The 16,196-nt window shown below is 32.7% G+C and carries 18 protein-coding genes; 14 read left to right on the top strand and 4 right to left on the bottom strand.

Features of this window, described 5'->3' with window-relative positions; all coding sequences use genetic code 11:
• Positions 1 to 1,038: 1,038 nt before the first annotated feature.
• The 5 genes from NSQ74_RS10575 to NSQ74_RS10595 all read left to right on the top strand — a co-directional run bounded on the left by NSQ74_RS10575 (position 1,039) and on the right by NSQ74_RS10595 (position 6,906).
• A complete protein-coding gene (locus NSQ74_RS10575; protein WP_340823203.1) occupies positions 1,039 to 4,095 on the top strand; it encodes a hybrid sensor histidine kinase/response regulator in 3,057 nt (1,018 codons plus the stop codon).
• On the top strand, positions 4,095 to 4,535 hold the full coding sequence (locus tag NSQ74_RS10580) for a LytR/AlgR family response regulator transcription factor (protein ID WP_340823205.1): 441 nt from the start codon (positions 4,095 to 4,097) through the stop codon (positions 4,533 to 4,535). The genes NSQ74_RS10575 and NSQ74_RS10580 overlap by 1 nt, the downstream gene beginning before the upstream one ends.
• Complete coding sequence (locus tag NSQ74_RS10585) at positions 4,499 to 5,206, top strand: AfsR/SARP family transcriptional regulator (protein ID WP_340823206.1); 708 nt, start codon at positions 4,499 to 4,501, stop codon at positions 5,204 to 5,206. Before NSQ74_RS10580 ends, NSQ74_RS10585 begins: the two co-directional genes overlap by 37 nt.
• A gap of 257 nt (positions 5,207 to 5,463) precedes the next feature.
• On the top strand, positions 5,464 to 6,201 hold the full coding sequence (locus NSQ74_RS10590; protein ID WP_340823207.1) for a hypothetical protein: 738 nt from the start codon (positions 5,464 to 5,466) through the stop codon (positions 6,199 to 6,201).
• A gap of 258 nt (positions 6,202 to 6,459) precedes the next feature.
• The gene (locus tag NSQ74_RS10595) at positions 6,460 to 6,906 is read left to right on the top strand and encodes a hypothetical protein (protein WP_340823208.1); all 447 of its coding nucleotides are present in this window, start codon (positions 6,460 to 6,462) and stop codon (positions 6,904 to 6,906) included.
• Positions 6,907 to 7,046: 140 nt separating this feature from the next.
• Here NSQ74_RS10595 and NSQ74_RS10600 read toward each other — a convergent pair whose 3' ends face one another.
• The gene (locus tag NSQ74_RS10600; RefSeq protein ID WP_340823210.1) at positions 7,047 to 7,241 is read right to left on the bottom strand and encodes a hypothetical protein; all 195 of its coding nucleotides are present in this window, start codon (positions 7,239 to 7,241) and stop codon (positions 7,047 to 7,049) included.
• Positions 7,242 to 7,772: 531 nt separating this feature from the next.
• Between NSQ74_RS10600 and NSQ74_RS10605 the strand changes: the two genes are divergently transcribed.
• On the top strand, positions 7,773 to 8,519 hold the full coding sequence (locus NSQ74_RS10605; RefSeq protein WP_340823211.1) for an SDR family NAD(P)-dependent oxidoreductase: 747 nt from the start codon (positions 7,773 to 7,775) through the stop codon (positions 8,517 to 8,519).
• A 100-nt stretch (positions 8,520 to 8,619) separates the two neighbouring features.
• Here the strand turns inward: NSQ74_RS10605 and NSQ74_RS10610 are convergent, their stop codons facing one another.
• Positions 8,620 to 9,255, bottom strand: a complete 636-nt coding sequence (locus NSQ74_RS10610; RefSeq protein ID WP_340823213.1) for a TetR/AcrR family transcriptional regulator — start codon at positions 9,253 to 9,255, stop codon at positions 8,620 to 8,622.
• A gap of 398 nt (positions 9,256 to 9,653) precedes the next feature.
• Here NSQ74_RS10610 and NSQ74_RS10615 point away from each other — a divergent pair, with 398 nt between their 5' ends.
• The 3 genes from NSQ74_RS10615 (at position 9,654) to NSQ74_RS10625 (ending at position 11,890) form a co-directional block, all read left to right on the top strand.
• A complete protein-coding gene (locus tag NSQ74_RS10615) occupies positions 9,654 to 9,914 on the top strand; it encodes a transposase (RefSeq protein ID WP_340823214.1) in 261 nt (86 codons plus the stop codon).
• A 50-nt stretch (positions 9,915 to 9,964) separates the two neighbouring features.
• Positions 9,965 to 10,642 carry a DDE-type integrase/transposase/recombinase gene (locus tag NSQ74_RS10620; protein ID WP_340823216.1) on the top strand — a complete coding sequence of 226 codons (678 nt, stop codon included), beginning with the start codon at positions 9,965 to 9,967 and terminating at the stop codon, positions 10,640 to 10,642.
• A gap of 204 nt (positions 10,643 to 10,846) precedes the next feature.
• Positions 10,847 to 11,890 carry a zinc-dependent alcohol dehydrogenase family protein gene (locus NSQ74_RS10625; RefSeq protein ID WP_340823217.1) on the top strand — a complete coding sequence of 348 codons (1,044 nt, stop codon included), beginning with the start codon at positions 10,847 to 10,849 and terminating at the stop codon, positions 11,888 to 11,890.
• 419 nt (positions 11,891 to 12,309) lie between these two features.
• Here NSQ74_RS10625 and NSQ74_RS10630 read toward each other — a convergent pair whose 3' ends face one another.
• Positions 12,310 to 12,801: a hypothetical protein gene (locus NSQ74_RS10630; RefSeq protein ID WP_340823219.1), complete on the bottom strand. Its 492-nt coding sequence runs from the start codon at positions 12,799 to 12,801 to the stop codon at positions 12,310 to 12,312.
• Positions 12,802 to 13,006: 205 nt separating this feature from the next.
• Entirely contained in the window at positions 13,007 to 13,909 is a 903-nt protein-coding gene (locus NSQ74_RS10635; protein ID WP_340823221.1) for a LysR family transcriptional regulator, read from the bottom strand.
• A gap of 117 nt (positions 13,910 to 14,026) precedes the next feature.
• Here NSQ74_RS10635 and NSQ74_RS10640 point away from each other — a divergent pair, with 117 nt between their 5' ends.
• The 5 genes from NSQ74_RS10640 to NSQ74_RS10660 all read left to right on the top strand — a co-directional run bounded on the left by NSQ74_RS10640 (position 14,027) and on the right by NSQ74_RS10660 (position 16,132).
• Entirely contained in the window at positions 14,027 to 14,590 is a 564-nt protein-coding gene (locus NSQ74_RS10640) for a flavodoxin family protein (RefSeq protein ID WP_340823222.1), read from the top strand.
• 307 nt (positions 14,591 to 14,897) lie between these two features.
• On the top strand, positions 14,898 to 15,053 hold the full coding sequence (locus NSQ74_RS10645) for a hypothetical protein (RefSeq protein ID WP_340823223.1): 156 nt from the start codon (positions 14,898 to 14,900) through the stop codon (positions 15,051 to 15,053).
• A 15-nt stretch (positions 15,054 to 15,068) separates the two neighbouring features.
• Positions 15,069 to 15,305, top strand: coding sequence for a DUF6508 domain-containing protein (locus NSQ74_RS10650; RefSeq protein ID WP_340826445.1), 237 nt, complete (start codon positions 15,069 to 15,071; stop codon positions 15,303 to 15,305).
• 34 nt (positions 15,306 to 15,339) lie between these two features.
• Positions 15,340 to 15,648: a hypothetical protein gene (locus NSQ74_RS10655; RefSeq protein WP_340823224.1), complete on the top strand. Its 309-nt coding sequence runs from the start codon at positions 15,340 to 15,342 to the stop codon at positions 15,646 to 15,648.
• Between the two features lie 103 nt (positions 15,649 to 15,751).
• Positions 15,752 to 16,132 carry an Imm10 family immunity protein gene (locus tag NSQ74_RS10660; protein WP_340823225.1) on the top strand — a complete coding sequence of 127 codons (381 nt, stop codon included), beginning with the start codon at positions 15,752 to 15,754 and terminating at the stop codon, positions 16,130 to 16,132.
• Positions 16,133 to 16,196 lie beyond the last annotated feature (64 nt).

The following is a 16,196-nucleotide window of genomic DNA, read 5'->3' on the forward strand; positions in this document are numbered from 1 at the left end:
TTCGGGGGTTCGAATCCCTCCTGGGACGTCTAAAGGTTCAGATAGAATAAGTTTGAACCAACTGAAAAGCGCTTCAAATCCTTTAATATTAAGGGTTTGAAGCGCTTTTCCTTTTTTGATACTAGGTTAGAAATGGATAGAAAATAAAAAGTTTCTATCCATTTGCTACACAAAAAAGGTATTAAAAAATCGCTTCGTGATTGTTATTGCACTAAGTTGCAATAAGGTTATTGTAACTATTTACATACAATTAGCCGAGCGACTTCTGAGCAACCCATATTCCATTAACTTTTATTATTCAATCAATTCTTTTTTAATCATTTAAAAAGTGTTCGTAGAAAGGGCAGTTTCACGATGATTATTTATAATGTGAGTTTAAAAAAAGTTTGATTAGTTTTGGAAAATAATAAATGGATTTAAAAATGTGAGGTAATATATACAACAAACGGGCTATATTGTTGAATAACTTCTTTAAAGGAATTTGTGAAAATTAGGTTAGGTTATGAAGGAATGTGGAAACTAAAGCAACAGATCAGTTCAATTAGGATGACATAGATTATCTTCATCATTAATTTTGTTGAACAAAAAATGAAGGAATACTCTTTCTTTTTTTTTTATTGTAGTTGTTTTACGGAACATGGGAGTAATTATTGTAATTTCCTTCTGCATTCAATAATTAGCTCTTCAATGACTTTTTCATCATAAAAGCCGAAAAATCATTCGTATTATATAAATGAAGATAGTGCAGAGCAGTTATATGAATAAACAACAAGCAGGCTACGGATTTCCTTAGCCTGCTTGCATATTTAAAAAGAGTAAAGTGATAATAATAACTTAAAATCAGTGATAGTAATCCATACTAGTCGATGCATTTACAATATGGTTTGTTCAGAATTTGTTTAACAGACCTATGATAAGATGCGTAAGGGGCCGATAATAGAAATACAGGTGAAAGTCATATTGCCTAATGGATTTAATTTTAACAAACTGATAGTTTGATGTTATAAATAATTGTGTTCAAGTAGGGGATGCGTGATAGTGAAAAAAAATATTAGCATTACTGTGACCATTATCATGCTATTTATTATCGTATATTTTGTTGGCAATGGAGATTATTTTGTTAGTAGTAGTCAGCAGATTGCGCAGAATGGGATAGTTACGATTGAAGAAAAAGAACTACAAGAAAATACTATTTTAAAATTAGACGGAGAATGGTCGTTCTATCCAAATATCTTAATATCGTCAAGTGATTCATTTGATGCGTATGAGAGCGAAAAAATACTAATTGAGGTTCCGTCTACCTGGAATAGTTTTGTAGAACCAAATGAGGAAGGACTTACTGTAGGAACATATCATGTTAAGATAAATGTACCAATTGAAGGGGAATATGGATTATACATTCGTTCAATTCACCAATCTAACCGTGTTTTCATAAATGGAGAAGTTGTAGGTGGAATGGGGAATCCGAGTGAAACCTTAAAGGACTTTAAGTTCGAAAATGATGATAAATATACGGTGTTTGCAAAAAGTGAGAATCAAATGCTTGATATTGTAATTCATGTGGGAAATTATAATTATCCAAAAGCTGGTATTACTTTTCCTATTGAGGTTGGAACAAAGGAAGCGATTCAAAGAGATTTTAGCATGAAAATTTTAGCAGAATCGTTTGTATGTATTGGTTATATTGTATTCGGTGCCATTTATATTATATCGTATAGTCAAAATCGGAAACGTAAAGAAGAATTGTTTTTGGGGTTATTCACTATATTATTCGGACTGTACATGTCGTTTACTAATGAAAAAATATTTTTACTAATTTTCCCTTATTTAAATATAAATGAACAATTGCGTTTACAATTAGGGATTTTACCACTTGTCGATGCTTGTTTAGCATTTTTTCTTTATTATTTGTATCCGGAGTTTATGAGGAAAAAAGCAATTTATATTATTAGTATTTTATTAGGTTTCCTTTTTTTGATCTATGGGATTTACAACCCGATTACAAAAAATAGTATGATTATACCAATAGAAAATCTAGTTCTTTCAAAAATAATCTTTGCAGTAATTTTTATTCCTGTCGGGCTTTATAATGTGTTTGTGCTATTACGTGTGCTTATGAAAGGTGTAGAAGGTTCACGTTATATTCTAATTCTTTTAGTATCTCTTACTTGTTATACTTTTTTAATCGTAATGTATTATATTTTTGATATACCTATAGTTTATAGTGAACAATTATTGTTTATTTTTACACTATATAGTTTTGCATCTCTGCTTAGTTTTCGAGCAAATACATCTTTTAAGAAAGTTCAAGCGTTATCGGAAGAGCTATTGATGCATAATCAAATGAAAGATGAATTTTTATTGAAAACGTCTCATGAATTACGTACACCTTTAAATGGCATTTTAAATATATCCAAGTCGTTAATGGAAGGTGTACAAGGACCTTTAAAGCGTGAGCAACAAGAAAATGTCATTTTAATACATAGTGTCGCACAACGATTAGGTTATTTAGTAGAGGATTTATTAATTTCTTCGAATCATATGACTGAAGAAGTTCGAGTTATGCCTCGTGTTGTTCCGATAAGCGTAATTAATGAAGTAATTGAGGAAATTCGTAGTTTAATGTCGAATGATACAACCATAAGATTAATGAGTGTAGTAGATTCAAATTTACCCCATATGTATACAGATGAATTACGATTGAAACAAGTGCTATATAATTTACTCTATAATGCTCTGCAGCATACAAAACATGGACAAATTACAGTCTTAGCTAGTGTACGTGATGATTATATGGAAATACAAGTAAGCGATACTGGAATTGGTATACCCTCACAAGACTTAGATCGAATTTTTAATTCCTTTTATCAAGTAAAGAAAGGTAAAAATAGTGGGGGACTTGGATTAGGATTAAGTATCTCAAAAAATATAGTAGAACAGTTAAATGGGGAAATTCATGTAACAAGTACATTAGGTGTTGGAACCATTTTTACTTTTACGTTGCCGCTTGCCACACACGAAAAACTAGATATTGAAACACAACAACAGATGGGCAATCGAGCAGAAAATACTATACTACAGCTAGATTTACCATTATTGCATAAAGGTAATGACAAATCCATACTCGTTGTTGATGATGATCATGTGAATATAAAAGTACTAGTGGACGCATTAATTCAAAAAGGCTATACCGTTATTGGGGTAGATAATGGGTTTGATGCGATGGATTATATAAAGAAACATAAAGTAGATTGCATGTTAGTCGACTTAATGATGAATGGTATGTCAGGCTATGAATTATGCAAACAAGTACGAAAACAATACGATATGTTGGAATTACCGATTATTGTTTTAACAGCAATTATGCAGCATTCAGATTTAGTGTTATCTTTACAAGTTGGGGCAAATGATTATCTGCCAAAACCGATTGCGATGGATGAATTACTAGTGCGTATTCAATCATTACTAGCAGTTCGACAATCTTCCATTGATGCGATTGAGGATGAAATGAATTATTTATATGCGCAAGTAACTCCTCATTTTGTCTACAATACACTTAATACTATTATCGGCTTAAGCTATACAGATATAGAAAACACACGAGAGGCGTTATACAGTTTAGCAACTTATTTCCGTGCCAAGCTGAATGTCCATTATCGTAACAGCATGGTTTCTATAGAAGATGAAATAGACCTTGTAAAAGCATATCTCTATATTGAAAAAATGCGCTTTGGTGATCGTCTTACAGTTGCATATGATATTGATGAGTCCGTTCAATCTTTGATTCCAGCATTATCAATTCAGCCTATAGTTGAAAATTCAGTTTTTCATGGGATTTCGAAGAAAAAAGAAGGTGGTACTATTGAGGTGAGTGTGCAACGAGAAGGTCAATTTATACGTATAAAAATTTATGATAATGGGATCGGTATCTCAGAAGAAAAGTTGCAACGATTAGTAAATGAAGAAAACTCACGTATTGGATTTACGAATCCGTTGAAAAAATTTAAGCTTATTAAAAAGGCCAGTTTGCGTATATATAGTGAAGAAGGTAAAGGAACTACTGTTATTATTCTATTACCAGAAGGTGATGCATAGTGAATATAGTCATAATTGATGATGAAAAAATGGCAATAGATGTGTTAAGAATTATGCTAGAAAAGCTTACACAATTTACGTTTTGCATTAAAGGTACGTATACAAATGTAAAGGATGCATTTGCACTTTTTGAAAAAGAACGAGTAGATGTCGTTTTTTTAGATATGGAGATGATTGACGTTCATGGGTTGCAAGTTGCCAAAAAGTTACTAGTTAAATATCCAAATATGCAAATTATTTTTGTGACAGCCCATGCGAAGTTTGCTGTAGATGCTTTTGATATAGAAGCAACAGATTATTTATTAAAGCCAGTTCGAGAAAACCGTCTATTAAAGGCAGTGATAAAAGTACAACAAGTATTTAGTCTACGGCAAGAAATGCAATCTAAAAAAATGAATTACATATGTACGCACATACTTTTGGTAGCTTTCGTCTTTTAGATGTTCAACAGCAAATTGTGAAATGGCGTACAAGAAAAGTAAAGGAATTGTTTTTATATTTATGGTTTAATCGGAATAAGCCGCTATTAAATACTGTAATTATGGAAGAATTATGGCCAGAAGCAGAGATAGAGAAAGCTGGGGCTAATTTACATACATCCATCTATCAATTACGCAAAATTTTGAAGCAAAATGGTAGTGAAAATCCGATTCTATTAGTAAATAATCATTATCAATTAAATATCGAAATTGATAGTGATTATGAGGAACTATTACAGTTGTTAGAAAGAGAGCATTATGATGAACAAGCAATGCAACAATTATTAAATTGCTATGAAGATGATTTTTTAGCGGAGGAAGAATATCATTGGGCGATTCAAATACAACTTCGCTTAAAACAAAGCGTATTACATTTATTAGAAATGTATATCGCTCATACGAATGAAATTAATCCATTGCTAAAACTAAATTGTCTACAAAAGATGCTAGAGATCGATGAATTTAATGAGCAATACATGTTTTTGCTCTTGCAATTTTTAATCGAGAAAAATAAAAAACAAGATTGTACACAATGTTTTGATATGATCCAGCAAAAGTTACAGGAAGAGTTAGGCGTGCCAGTGCCAGATAATATTAAGAGTATGTATGCTGAATACATGATACACGTATAGAACGTTACGCAAATCATTGCTTTCATCCTCAAGGTTCACTTTTTCACTTTGTTAAAATAGAACTGAAAAATAAGGTAAGGTTGAATTAATAAATACTTATATATGAAAAAAAGTGAATTTTTTAAAGTATTTTTTTAACGACCTAACCATTGCTTTTTTGTCAAAAATACTCGAAAATTGTTGAATTGTTCAGAAATTGTTCAACAAAGCCTTTTAAAATAGGTTCATGATTAATTAAAAGGTTGGAGAGGGAGCAAATGTTGAAAAAATTGCTAGAAAATCGTATCGTTAATTTTCATTGTATGAAAACCTCATTTCAGCAAAATGTTTACTTAATGCATAATTCTGTAAAAGTCTTAGGAATTGTAGCGAAATCCATGCGAATTGAAAATGAACAAATTATTGCTGGGTACATAGTCGACAGTAGAATATTTTTTAAAAGTTTGCAATATGGGCAAACCACTATCACGTTAACGGATGATATAAACGAAACAATTTTAGAGCTATTTGTACATCCCTCTGGTGAAATAGTAGTAGAGGTGAAACCATATTTAGGTAAAGCTGAAGTTGTGCTTGCATACTATCGTACGATTTTGGCAGACACTGCAATTGCGATTGACTTAAAAGGTGCATTAAAACATTATTTAGTGGTACATCAACTAATGCAAGATGAGGACTCAATTACTGAGGTACATTATCATTCTATGCATCCTAATGTATTGAAAGATTCATACGCAGGCAATTTTACTTTAGGCTGTCACCCAAATGGGAAGGAGATTACCTGTGCCCAAGAGTATATATTGGCGAACCGTATGGCAACATTACAATTTTCAAAGATAGTTATTTTACAACAGGGCATAAAGAAAATCATCATCTTAAAAACGCTGTTAACTTTCTTAATTACGAATCATGTGTTTGTAAGTTCAGAGATTATCAATAAGAACCTATCTCAGAAAGAAATGGAAGTAAATAAACGAACGTTAGTGCTTGTATAAAAAATAGCCAACTGCCGAAATAAGGCAATTGGCTATTTTTTATATTATCTTTTAGGCAAATTGGGATGGTAATCCAAGCCACTTATAAAAACTTAAGTACTCAATTAATATTGAGCCTGGACTTGCTTATTTCAAGAATATACCACTAGCTAATAGTAAATTAATCATAGTAATCTGAATTATAAAAAAATATTGAAAATCATGTGATTACTATTTATAATCAAATTGATTTATATTATAAAGGAGATGATGAAGGAAATGAAGAGACTAAGTATTTTGTTGTGTACGTTAACATTAGTTTTTGGATTTTTTGCATTTTCAGGAATCTCTATAGCTACCGAAGAAGCAAGCTTTAACGATGGTGAGAAATTTATACCTGTAACAGAACAGGTAACGGATCCAGTATCTGAACCAGTAACAGAACTACCTCTTGGTTTTGACATCAATAAAGAATATGAAGATGGGGAAATCATATCAGAGACAATCACTAAATCTGATATTAATCCACGAGGTTTTTATCTTTATGCAGATGCATCGCAACAAGTGTACTATACATTTAATAGCTCTATCCCAACATTGTATCCTTACGAAAAATGGATTGATGGCTATTTATATAGAGGAAATCTAAAATTACAAGGAGCAGTGCCAGCGGGAAAGGGTTATTTAGCTACATATAGTGGAAAAATTTCTACATTTGTTAACTAAAATAAGGATTTTCTATAACAATAAATGCCACGTTCATTTATTTGAGTGTGGCTTTTATGATTAGGTTTCAAACAAAAATCTATCATATAAGTCATCAAAATAAAGACTAGGCGCTCATGTGAGTACCTGGTCCTTTTTGATTATTCATTTTGCAATTCCTTTTCACGTTCCTCGATCAGCTTTTTTAATTCATTTAAATCATCTAATCCACAATATTTATTAATGTATGTTTTAGCTGCACTTTTAGCGGACTGTTGACGTGTCTTTTCTCTATTGCGTTCTCGATATGCCTGTGTAGCCTTTTTTTGTGCGTCTGTTGTTTTTTGCTCAGCCATATAATTAGTCACCTCTTTTCATGATAAAGTATAGAACAATGTTCACTACTGCTAAAATTAAACAGATTGAGTACAGAACAATCATAGGGAAATCATAGAACTATTATATACCAAGGTATATAATAGTTACAAAGGTTTTATTTATTTATTTAACTATTTTTCAAATAAATTTCTGATTTAATCAAATGAATTTGAGTGATTAGTTTTGAAATGCTTGATGTTCAAAGTAATTATTAACGACGTTTGGAATATTATTAGTCAAGAAGTTTTCCCCATTGATTTTATTTAAGGTTTCTTTATTGATTTCGAAAGACATAACTATACCGTCTTTTTCATTTCAATACGTCACATATATCGGTGGTCGATAATCATGTTTCAAAATAATATTTAATTAACACGGTGTAAATAACTTCACAATATATATATATGTAATGTATAATATAAATATCCTAGGTATACATGAAGTATTTTTGTAGAAGCTATTTTTTAAAAGTTTGAGAAGAATATATAATTTTGAAAAGGATGATTAAAATGGGACGTTTAACAGGTAAAGTAGCAATTATCACTGGTGCAGCACTAGGGATGGGAGCGTCGGAAGCTAAGCTATTCGCAAGTGAAGGAGCAAAAGTAGTCGCAACGGATATTAGAGATGATTTATTAAAAGAGGTAATTAGTGAAATTAAAGAAAACGGCGGAGATGCAATTGGATTAAAGCATAATGTGACATCTGAGGAAGAGTGGAAAGATGTTATTCAGGAAGCAATAAACCATTACGGTAAGGTAGATGTACTAGTCAATAATGCTGGAGTAGCCAGTCCAAAAACGATGACTCAAATGGAAATGGATGAATGGAATAGAGTAATGGATATTAATTTAAACGGCTGTGTACTTGGGATGAAATATGTAATTCCAGAGATGCAAAAAGCAGGTGGTGGTTCTTTAATTAATATTTCATCTATTGGTGGGATAGTGGGTATGGCTGGATCAAGTCCATACACAGCTGCAAAAGGGGCATTACGCTCTTTATCTAAATCAGCTGCTGTAGAATATGGAAAAGATAAAATAAGAGTAAATTCCGTTCACCCTGGTATTATTGAGACACCTATGACTGCTGATTCCTTTAAGGACGCATTACCATTCTATCAAACGTTCACTCAGCTTCCTTATTTCGGAAACCCAGAAGATGTTGCTTACGGAGTACTATTCCTTGCATCTGATGAATCACGTTTCATGACCGGAGCGGAATTAGTTATTGATGGAGGTTGGACAGCCATTTAATATAAAGCTGGTGCCACATGTGCTAATAGAAAAACAATAACTATTTTATAAACTACAAATCAAGTAAAAAGTCGATCATTTAGTTGAGCGGCTTTTTATTTTACTCATTTTCAGTGAGCGATTCGTCTCTGTTTTTCAGAGGATTATGTTTGTAAGGTCCTTTAATAGACAAATTCATTAATTGAAAAGCCATTTCATGTTCTGAATAAGGCAGGTTATTTTTAATCCACCATATAATAACTTCCAAAAAGGCAGATTCCACATATTTGATTATTAAATCTCTTTTAGCTGTAAGATTTTGCTCACTAGGTTCGATTTGGTTAATCCCTTCAGAAACAAACTCATGTATAATTTCTAAAAGTCCCGAAGCTAAATAAGGGATGCGGTTAGTAACTAGGAAGGCTTTATAAAATGAGAAATTGTCTGCAATATGTTGAAATAATTGAACAAAACTTGGATGAGGGTATTCTTCTAAATAATCAAAGTTATCTAAAAGTGATATTTTGACACTTACTTTTTCACGCAAGTCACTTAAAATTTCATCGATACATTGTACCATAAGCTCATTCTTATCTTTATAGTGAAGATAAAAGGTAACCCGTTTTACTGTTGCTCGGTCAGAAATATCTTGTACTTTAATTTCCTCAAAGGCTTGTTCTTCCATTAGTTCAATTAATGCCTGCTTTAATAACCTTCTAGTTCTAATTACACGTGGATCAATTTTTTGTTTTGTCATGAATTTCTATCCCTTTACTATATAGATTATGTTTTAAAATTTTTTTAATATTTTTGAAATCCCGCAGCACAACGTTGCTCTTCAATTACATTATTAGGACATCTTAATGTTTGTGTATTAAGAAAAATTGTTCAGTAGCTACTTTACATAATATACCTCATCAACCTCCGCTAGTCGATGGACTTGTATTATTCCAAAAAATAATACCTCGTTACTACAATTATGCATAGTAATGATAAAAAAGACAATTACTTATCTATCTATGTCAAAATGAAGTCAGTATAGAAATTAAAATATAATGATAATAATTTGGAAGACAAACTAAACGGTGGCCATTATCTTATCTAGACATAAATATGACTAGGTACTATGATAAATAGAAAATGAAGGGGCTCACAGTGGGGAAAAAACAATATTCACCAGATTTTAAATTAGAAATTGTTAAACAATATCGCCTCGGCACCGCTGTAAGTAAATTATCAAGCGAATATGGTATATCAGAAGTGACGATTTATAAATGGATTAAACTATATGCACCTGTCGATGGGATGGTGGACATGACAAAGGCAGAGGTATTAAGCGTGCAAAAAGAAAACGAGCGCTTAAAGCAAGAGGTTGATATTTTAAAAAAGGCTATAACCATATTCGCAACCAAATAGCTGAAACAGATATAATTGACTATATAGAACGAGAAAGTGAAAAATATGCTGTGAAAGTACTTTGTGAGCTACTAGGCTTGACGAAAAGCTCTTATTACAGCGCATTGCAAAAAAATGCAATAGAACCTACAAAGTCAGCATCAGAGGTATTATTAGAGGAAATTAAACAGATTTTTATTGAAGATGGACAACTTTACAATGGTGCACAGCTATATGACAGATTAAAAAAGCGAGGCTTTCAGGGGAGTTTGCGGAAAGTGCAGCGGGTGTTAAAAAAAGCTAAGGAAGCACAAGTAATAGAAGTGCAGGAGCCAATAGTAAATATGGGATTTGAAACAACAGAAGCGAACGAAAAGTGGGTAGTCAATATAAGTTATGTACCAACGTGGCATCAAGGGTGGGTTTATATAGCATCTATTATAGATGTACATACAAAGAAGTTAATAGGCTTTAGCTTTGATCGATCAGTGAGCGAAAGCTTAGTTGTGGAGGCATTAAAGAAAGCGTATGCCCAATTTGCTATGCCAGTTGTATTGTATACAAGCCTACAACCAGCGTTTATTGAGCACTGCAAAGAAGCAAGTAAAGAAAAAGAATTGTTACTACCACCAATTGTTTATAAAGATTATTTGTATGATGAGGAATGTTTACAAGCAATTGTGCCGTTTTTAACGGGTACGGAAAATCGACTGCGGCGAGGTCATGCTTCCATCCGCTATTTAAAATGAACATAATGAGAAGATGAAAGCTTCCTTACTTGGTATATATGATGCCATGTAAGGAAGCTTATTTTGTTAGGCTTTATATGATGTTATGAAAGTTAATTTAAAAGTGTCCAAACGATTGACGTTTTCTGAAAAATTAATTATATTTATGGTGAATTAGGATTTTGTAAGCCTAATCAAAATCTATTGAGAGAGGAGACATTCTAAATGAAAGCATTAGTATTTGCGGGACCAGGTAAAAAGGAATTGCGTGAAGTTGAAAAACCACGTGTAGTGAAAGACGGCGATGCAGTCGTTCGTCTTGTGAAAACAACAATTTGTGGTACGGACTTACACATTTTAGGCGGCGATGTACCTGCCGTTAAAGAGGGGACAATTTTAGGTCATGAAGGTATCGGAATCGTAGAAGAGGTAGGCGCAGGCGTATCAAACTTCAAAGTGGGCGATAGGGTCATTATTTCTTGCGTGACTTCATGTGGTAAATGTCATTATTGTAAAAAATCATTATATGCACATTGTGAAGACGGTGGCTGGATTTTAGGTCACTTAATCAATGGTACTCAAGCAGAATATGTTCATATACCACATGCAGATAATTCTCTTTACCACATACCTAAAGGGATTTCAGATGATGCTGCTGTCATGATTTCTGATATTTTACCAACAGGTTTGGAAATTGGTGTATTAAATGGTCAAGTTTCACCTGGTGATGTAGTAGCCATTGTAGGTGCTGGTCCAATCGGTATGTCTGCATTATTAACTTCGCAATTTTATTCTCCTTCTAAAATCATTATGATAGATCTCGACGATAACCGTTTAGAAGAATCCAAGAAATTCGGTGCGACTGATACAATCAATTCACGTGATGCACAAGCTGCAATTGATAAAATTTTTGACATTACGGATGGTCGTGGCGTGGACGTCGCGATCGAAGCGGTGGGCTATCCTGCAACATTCGATATTTGCCAACGTATTTTATCACCTGGAGGACGTTTAGCAAACGTAGGTGTACATGGCAAACCTGTCGATCTACAATTACAAGATTTATGGATTCGGAACGTTACAATTTCCACAGGCTTAGTGTCTACAAGCACAACGCCAATGCTAATTAAAACTTTGGAAACAGGGAAAATTAAGCCAGAGGGATTAGCAACACATCGTTTCAAATTTGAAAAAATGATTGAAGCATACGAAACATTCGCTAATGCCGCGAAAGAGAATGCATTAAAGATCATTATAGATTTTGAATAATCGAGAATTAACATAAAAAGTCCTCTGCGGGGACAAGCTCCATAAATTTGGATTAAAAGTATAGAAAAAAGGTGCCTACAAGGTGCTTAAATAAATATAAAAAGAAGCATTCTTCTAAATTAGCATTTCAAGCTAGCTGTAACAGTTAAGTAAACACCGTATATAAGTGTATAAAAATATGAAACCATGTATGCCGTCGGTAGGTAGTGGAGTAAAAGGTGACACGTACATGGGCAGTTGTGAGAACGAATTAAAAAGGACTTGCATAGATGCAGATAAGTCATCCATGCAAGTCCTAACGCACCTTATAGGTGCAATAAGGAATTTCTATTGAAGTAATCGGATATCAAGTGATAGCGTATAATACGAACGGGATGTCAAAAAAGATTGCTCGAAGCACTAATTATTAGTACCTTTGTTCACCCATGCAGGAAATGTTCAATCTTTTTTCGTACAACTGCTGGGGGTATTAATTGGATATGTTCACCTTTATCGTCACATGTGAAAATGTCTTTGAAAACTTCGGGCATGGCATTGTACTGATTCTCTAACTGTTCATTAAATTGTTTAAAGCAGTCATAAGGATATTTTTCTAGCAGGTAGGGTAACAAAAAAGCTGACCTTAAGATTTCATATTCCTGATAATTATATGGTGTACTGTCTGGACGCTTCTTTAAGATTTCCAACATCTTATTCATCAAAAGGGCAACCTCTTCTTCGCTTGCAAAGGCAGCATATCCTCGAATGGCAGTAAGCCGCATATCCAAATATCGTTCTTTTTTAAAGGCTTTTAGGAAAAAGTCCTTTCCATCCTCAGGCAAGTCAAAGACTAATTGCTTTAATAAAGTATTGCGTTTTGCAATATCCTTTGTATTAAAAAATGTTTCCATATATCCGTTTTTTTCGTCCAAATATCCTATCTCCATTCATGAGCTTGACGTTACAACTTATTTTTCAAGGTTGCTTCAAGCACCCATTTTCTTTTTTTCACGTCTTTTCGTGAATAAGGTTATTAAGAACACTATCTAATTACTAAACAGATTCTTTTTCTAGTAGTTTCAAATGATTACGGTACTTTGAGTGAACTTTTAACTAGCAGAGCAATTAGAATCTAACCTACTTTTTATAGAAGCTTTTATATTCTTGGCGAACAATTTGAATAAAATCATTTAAGTAAGGCGGTATATTTTTATCCTTGTGCCAAGCTATTTCTGTATAAATTGGGTTTAAGTTTAAAGCGATTGGTAGTTCTATTAGTGTTCCACTAATAAGCTCTTTTTCTACTACCATTTTAGGAAGTAGAGAAATACCTAATTCTGCTATAACACATTGTTTTATAGCTTCTATACTGACAAATTCAATGACATGCCTTGGAAATATGCCTTCTTGCTGTAGCTTATTTTCAAATTGTGTTCGGTAAGAACAGCCTTTTTCAGTTAATAATATCGTTTCTTGTGCTATTTCTTCTAATGTTAGCTTTTCTGTATGATTCAAATGATGGGTTGGGGATACAACTAACACTAAATCCTCTTCTAGTAACGTTTCAGTATAGAGTGTTGACATTATCTTTCGAGTATCGGTGATGAATGCCAAGTCTAAATGATCAGTTTGGAGTAGGTTCTTTGCAATTTCACTCGCATGGACTGGTTTAAAGATTAGTTCCACTTGAGGATGTAGCAGCTTAAATGCCTTTAGTATTCTCGGTAGTCGATATGTGCATTGACTTTCTTGAGCACCTATTGTAAAAAATGCGTTTAATTCGCTATCACCTGTTACTGCATACCGCATTTCTTCGTCAAGCTGAATTATTTTTTCGGCATATTGTGTTAATTCTATTCCTGCTTTTGTAAGGTATATTCGTTTGCCTAATCGCTCAAATAATGTTGTTCCTAACTCATCTTCTAATGATTTTATTTGTGCGGTAATACTTGATTGTGCGTAATCTAATATTTTGGCAGTTTGAGTAAAGTTTAACGTCTTTGCTGCGGTTAAGAATGTTTGTAAATGTTTAATTTCCATCTTTTTCACCTCTAAATCGAAATTTACGATTGATTCAATCGGTTTATTCAGCTTTATCGATAGGTTACGTAATTATATACTACAATTATTAAATAAGGATAGATAGGGGTATGACACATGAAAATTGTAACTTTTATTGGAAGTTCAAGGAATGGCGGAAATAGTGAGCTATTAACAGATATAGCACTAAAAGATATTACGCATAAAAAAATTTATTTAAAAGATTTAGATATTAGACCAATTGAAGATTTACGTCATACAAAAGATGGTTTTCAAGTAATTAAAGATGATTATGATAATGTGATTGAGGAATTACAAAATAGCGACATTGTAATTTTTGCAACGCCAATATATTGGTACAGCATGTCGGGAATAATGAAAAACATGGTTGACCGATTTAGCCAATCAATACGAGATAATCGTTTCCCTGATTTAAAAGAACGATTAAAAAAAATACGAACAATCGTCGTAATCGTAGGTGGTGATAAACCGAGAATCAAGGGCTTACCACTTATTCAGCAGTTTCAATACACATTTGAATTTTTAGAAATGTCATTATGGTCATATATTATTGGGGAAGCAAATAAACCTGGCGAAATCATGGATGATAAATACGCATTATCACAAGCTGCTTTGTTGAATGAAAATATAAAGTCACTGCTTTATAAGGAAGGGGAGTAAATGAAGCAAATATATAAACTTCATTTAAAGTGGATTAGTACTCTTAATAAAGTGTAGATAGTTTAGTTTGAACTACCATTTCAAATGATTTAGGCAGATTCATAGCTCAAACTGCTGTAAACTTTGGCTTCGTAAGTTTAGTCAAAATAATGGCAGTTGAGCTGATGTTAGTCAATTATTCAAATTTAAATAGAGAGGATAACTGTCAGATGCCTGAAAGATATGTTAAGTGGTAAAATCTTGTTACGAAGTGAATTTTTAAAAATGAAGTAGCATTTTGAGAAAATATATAGCAATTGAGGTGAATATGATGTCACAAATTTCAGAAATAAAATTTGAAGAGTTAAATAAACTAGTCAAATTTCTTAGTTTTTTCCAAAAGCTAGACGCAACAATTAGTAACGAAGAAAAAAAGTATATGCTTGAAGGTGAAGAATTTCGAGCATTTCACAAAGAATTATGAAATACAGATTTTCTCATTGTATTTGATTGGAAGAGTTGGTTGAATGAAAATGAAATTTATAAGAATATAGCAAACGATATAGAAGAGCATGTTATGAAGGCTGATTTAGATACTCTTCGAAAATTAATGACAAGCTATATACGTGGAGATCGATTTAATGAAGGACTATTCGAAGGCGTAATAATAAATGGACATGTAACTAAGATACTAACTAGACTTAGAGAATTAATGGCGAATTGTAATAATAATTAGTGTTAGTAAGTTTAAATCAATAGGAGGAACACAAATGAGTAACAGGGACTCTCAACAATGTAATCTAAATATATGGTATTACCTGTCTGACGAAGTATGGGGTAAGGTAACGAATATATATGAGAGTATGCCAGGTTGGATAGGGTATAAAAATGGTATTCCTTATTGGTTCGGACAGGAAGAGGATGATGTTTTTATTATGGCCTCAGTAGAACCAAGTGGGTTATCATTTTATGCACAGATGAATAATAATGACTGGAGCTCTTGGATAGAAAGATTTAAATTGGAAGCGACAAAAGTGGTAGGATTTGAAGTTGGTGAACCCGAAGATGGATTTATCTAAAAATCGAAGGTCGAATTTGTGATTTGATAATTAAAAATGGATATATAGGATATTGCGGGAACATTTTTTGAAAGGGCATTATCAGGGAGAGAGGGGTAATTGAATGTCAATTTTATTAAAAGCATCATTTGTTTATTTTAGTATTGACGACGAGACCGTATTAATTGGATTTGCAGATGATGAATTTGAGACAAAGGAATATGTGCTATTTCAAAAGTCATTATGGATTGAAGACATACCCATCTTAAATAAGGTTCATATTACTATTAATAGTGAAAATAGATCAGCGTATGGGGAAATATTAAGGATAATACTTAGTCGAAAGTTTATTTCAATCTTTTTATCAAAAGATACTGCAAGTTCACTTGGCGTATCTGATTCCATTGATATTGAATATGATATAGATGAAAAAGAATTCAAAATCTTAATAAGTCACATTCAAAAGCTAAATGTAAATCAAGACATAATAATTGAGGTTAAGTAGATTTAAGCCTTCAATTGAAGATGTATTGACGTTTATTGGTACAGCGATGAAAGAGATCATTAAT

The sequence above is a fragment of the Lysinibacillus sp. FSL W8-0992 genome (assembly GCF_038008685.1).
Lineage (GTDB): Bacteria > Bacillota > Bacilli > Bacillales_A > Planococcaceae > Lysinibacillus.

Coding starts and splice junctions, on each gene's coding strand:
- NSQ74_RS10600 (WP_340823210.1), bottom strand. CDS start 7,241: ATGGCTGAGCAAAAAACAACAGACGCACAAAAAAAGGCTACACAGGCA.
- NSQ74_RS10585 (WP_340823206.1), top strand. CDS start 4,499: ATGTACGCACATACTTTTGGTAGCTTTCGTCTTTTAGATGTTCAACAG.
- NSQ74_RS10640 (WP_340823222.1), top strand. CDS start 14,027: ATGAAAATTGTAACTTTTATTGGAAGTTCAAGGAATGGCGGAAATAGT.
- NSQ74_RS10590 (WP_340823207.1), top strand. CDS start 5,464: ATGTTGAAAAAATTGCTAGAAAATCGTATCGTTAATTTTCATTGTATG.
- NSQ74_RS10645 (WP_340823223.1), top strand. CDS start 14,898: ATGATGTCACAAATTTCAGAAATAAAATTTGAAGAGTTAAATAAACTA.
- NSQ74_RS10635 (WP_340823221.1), bottom strand. CDS start 13,909: ATGGAAATTAAACATTTACAAACATTCTTAACCGCAGCAAAGACGTTA.
- NSQ74_RS10595 (WP_340823208.1), top strand. CDS start 6,460: ATGAAGAGACTAAGTATTTTGTTGTGTACGTTAACATTAGTTTTTGGA.
- NSQ74_RS10655 (WP_340823224.1), top strand. CDS start 15,340: ATGAGTAACAGGGACTCTCAACAATGTAATCTAAATATATGGTATTAC.
- NSQ74_RS10625 (WP_340823217.1), top strand. CDS start 10,847: ATGAAAGCATTAGTATTTGCGGGACCAGGTAAAAAGGAATTGCGTGAA.
- NSQ74_RS10660 (WP_340823225.1), top strand. CDS start 15,752: ATGTCAATTTTATTAAAAGCATCATTTGTTTATTTTAGTATTGACGAC.
- NSQ74_RS10610 (WP_340823213.1), bottom strand. CDS start 9,255: ATGACAAAACAAAAAATTGATCCACGTGTAATTAGAACTAGAAGGTTA.
- NSQ74_RS10605 (WP_340823211.1), top strand. CDS start 7,773: ATGGGACGTTTAACAGGTAAAGTAGCAATTATCACTGGTGCAGCACTA.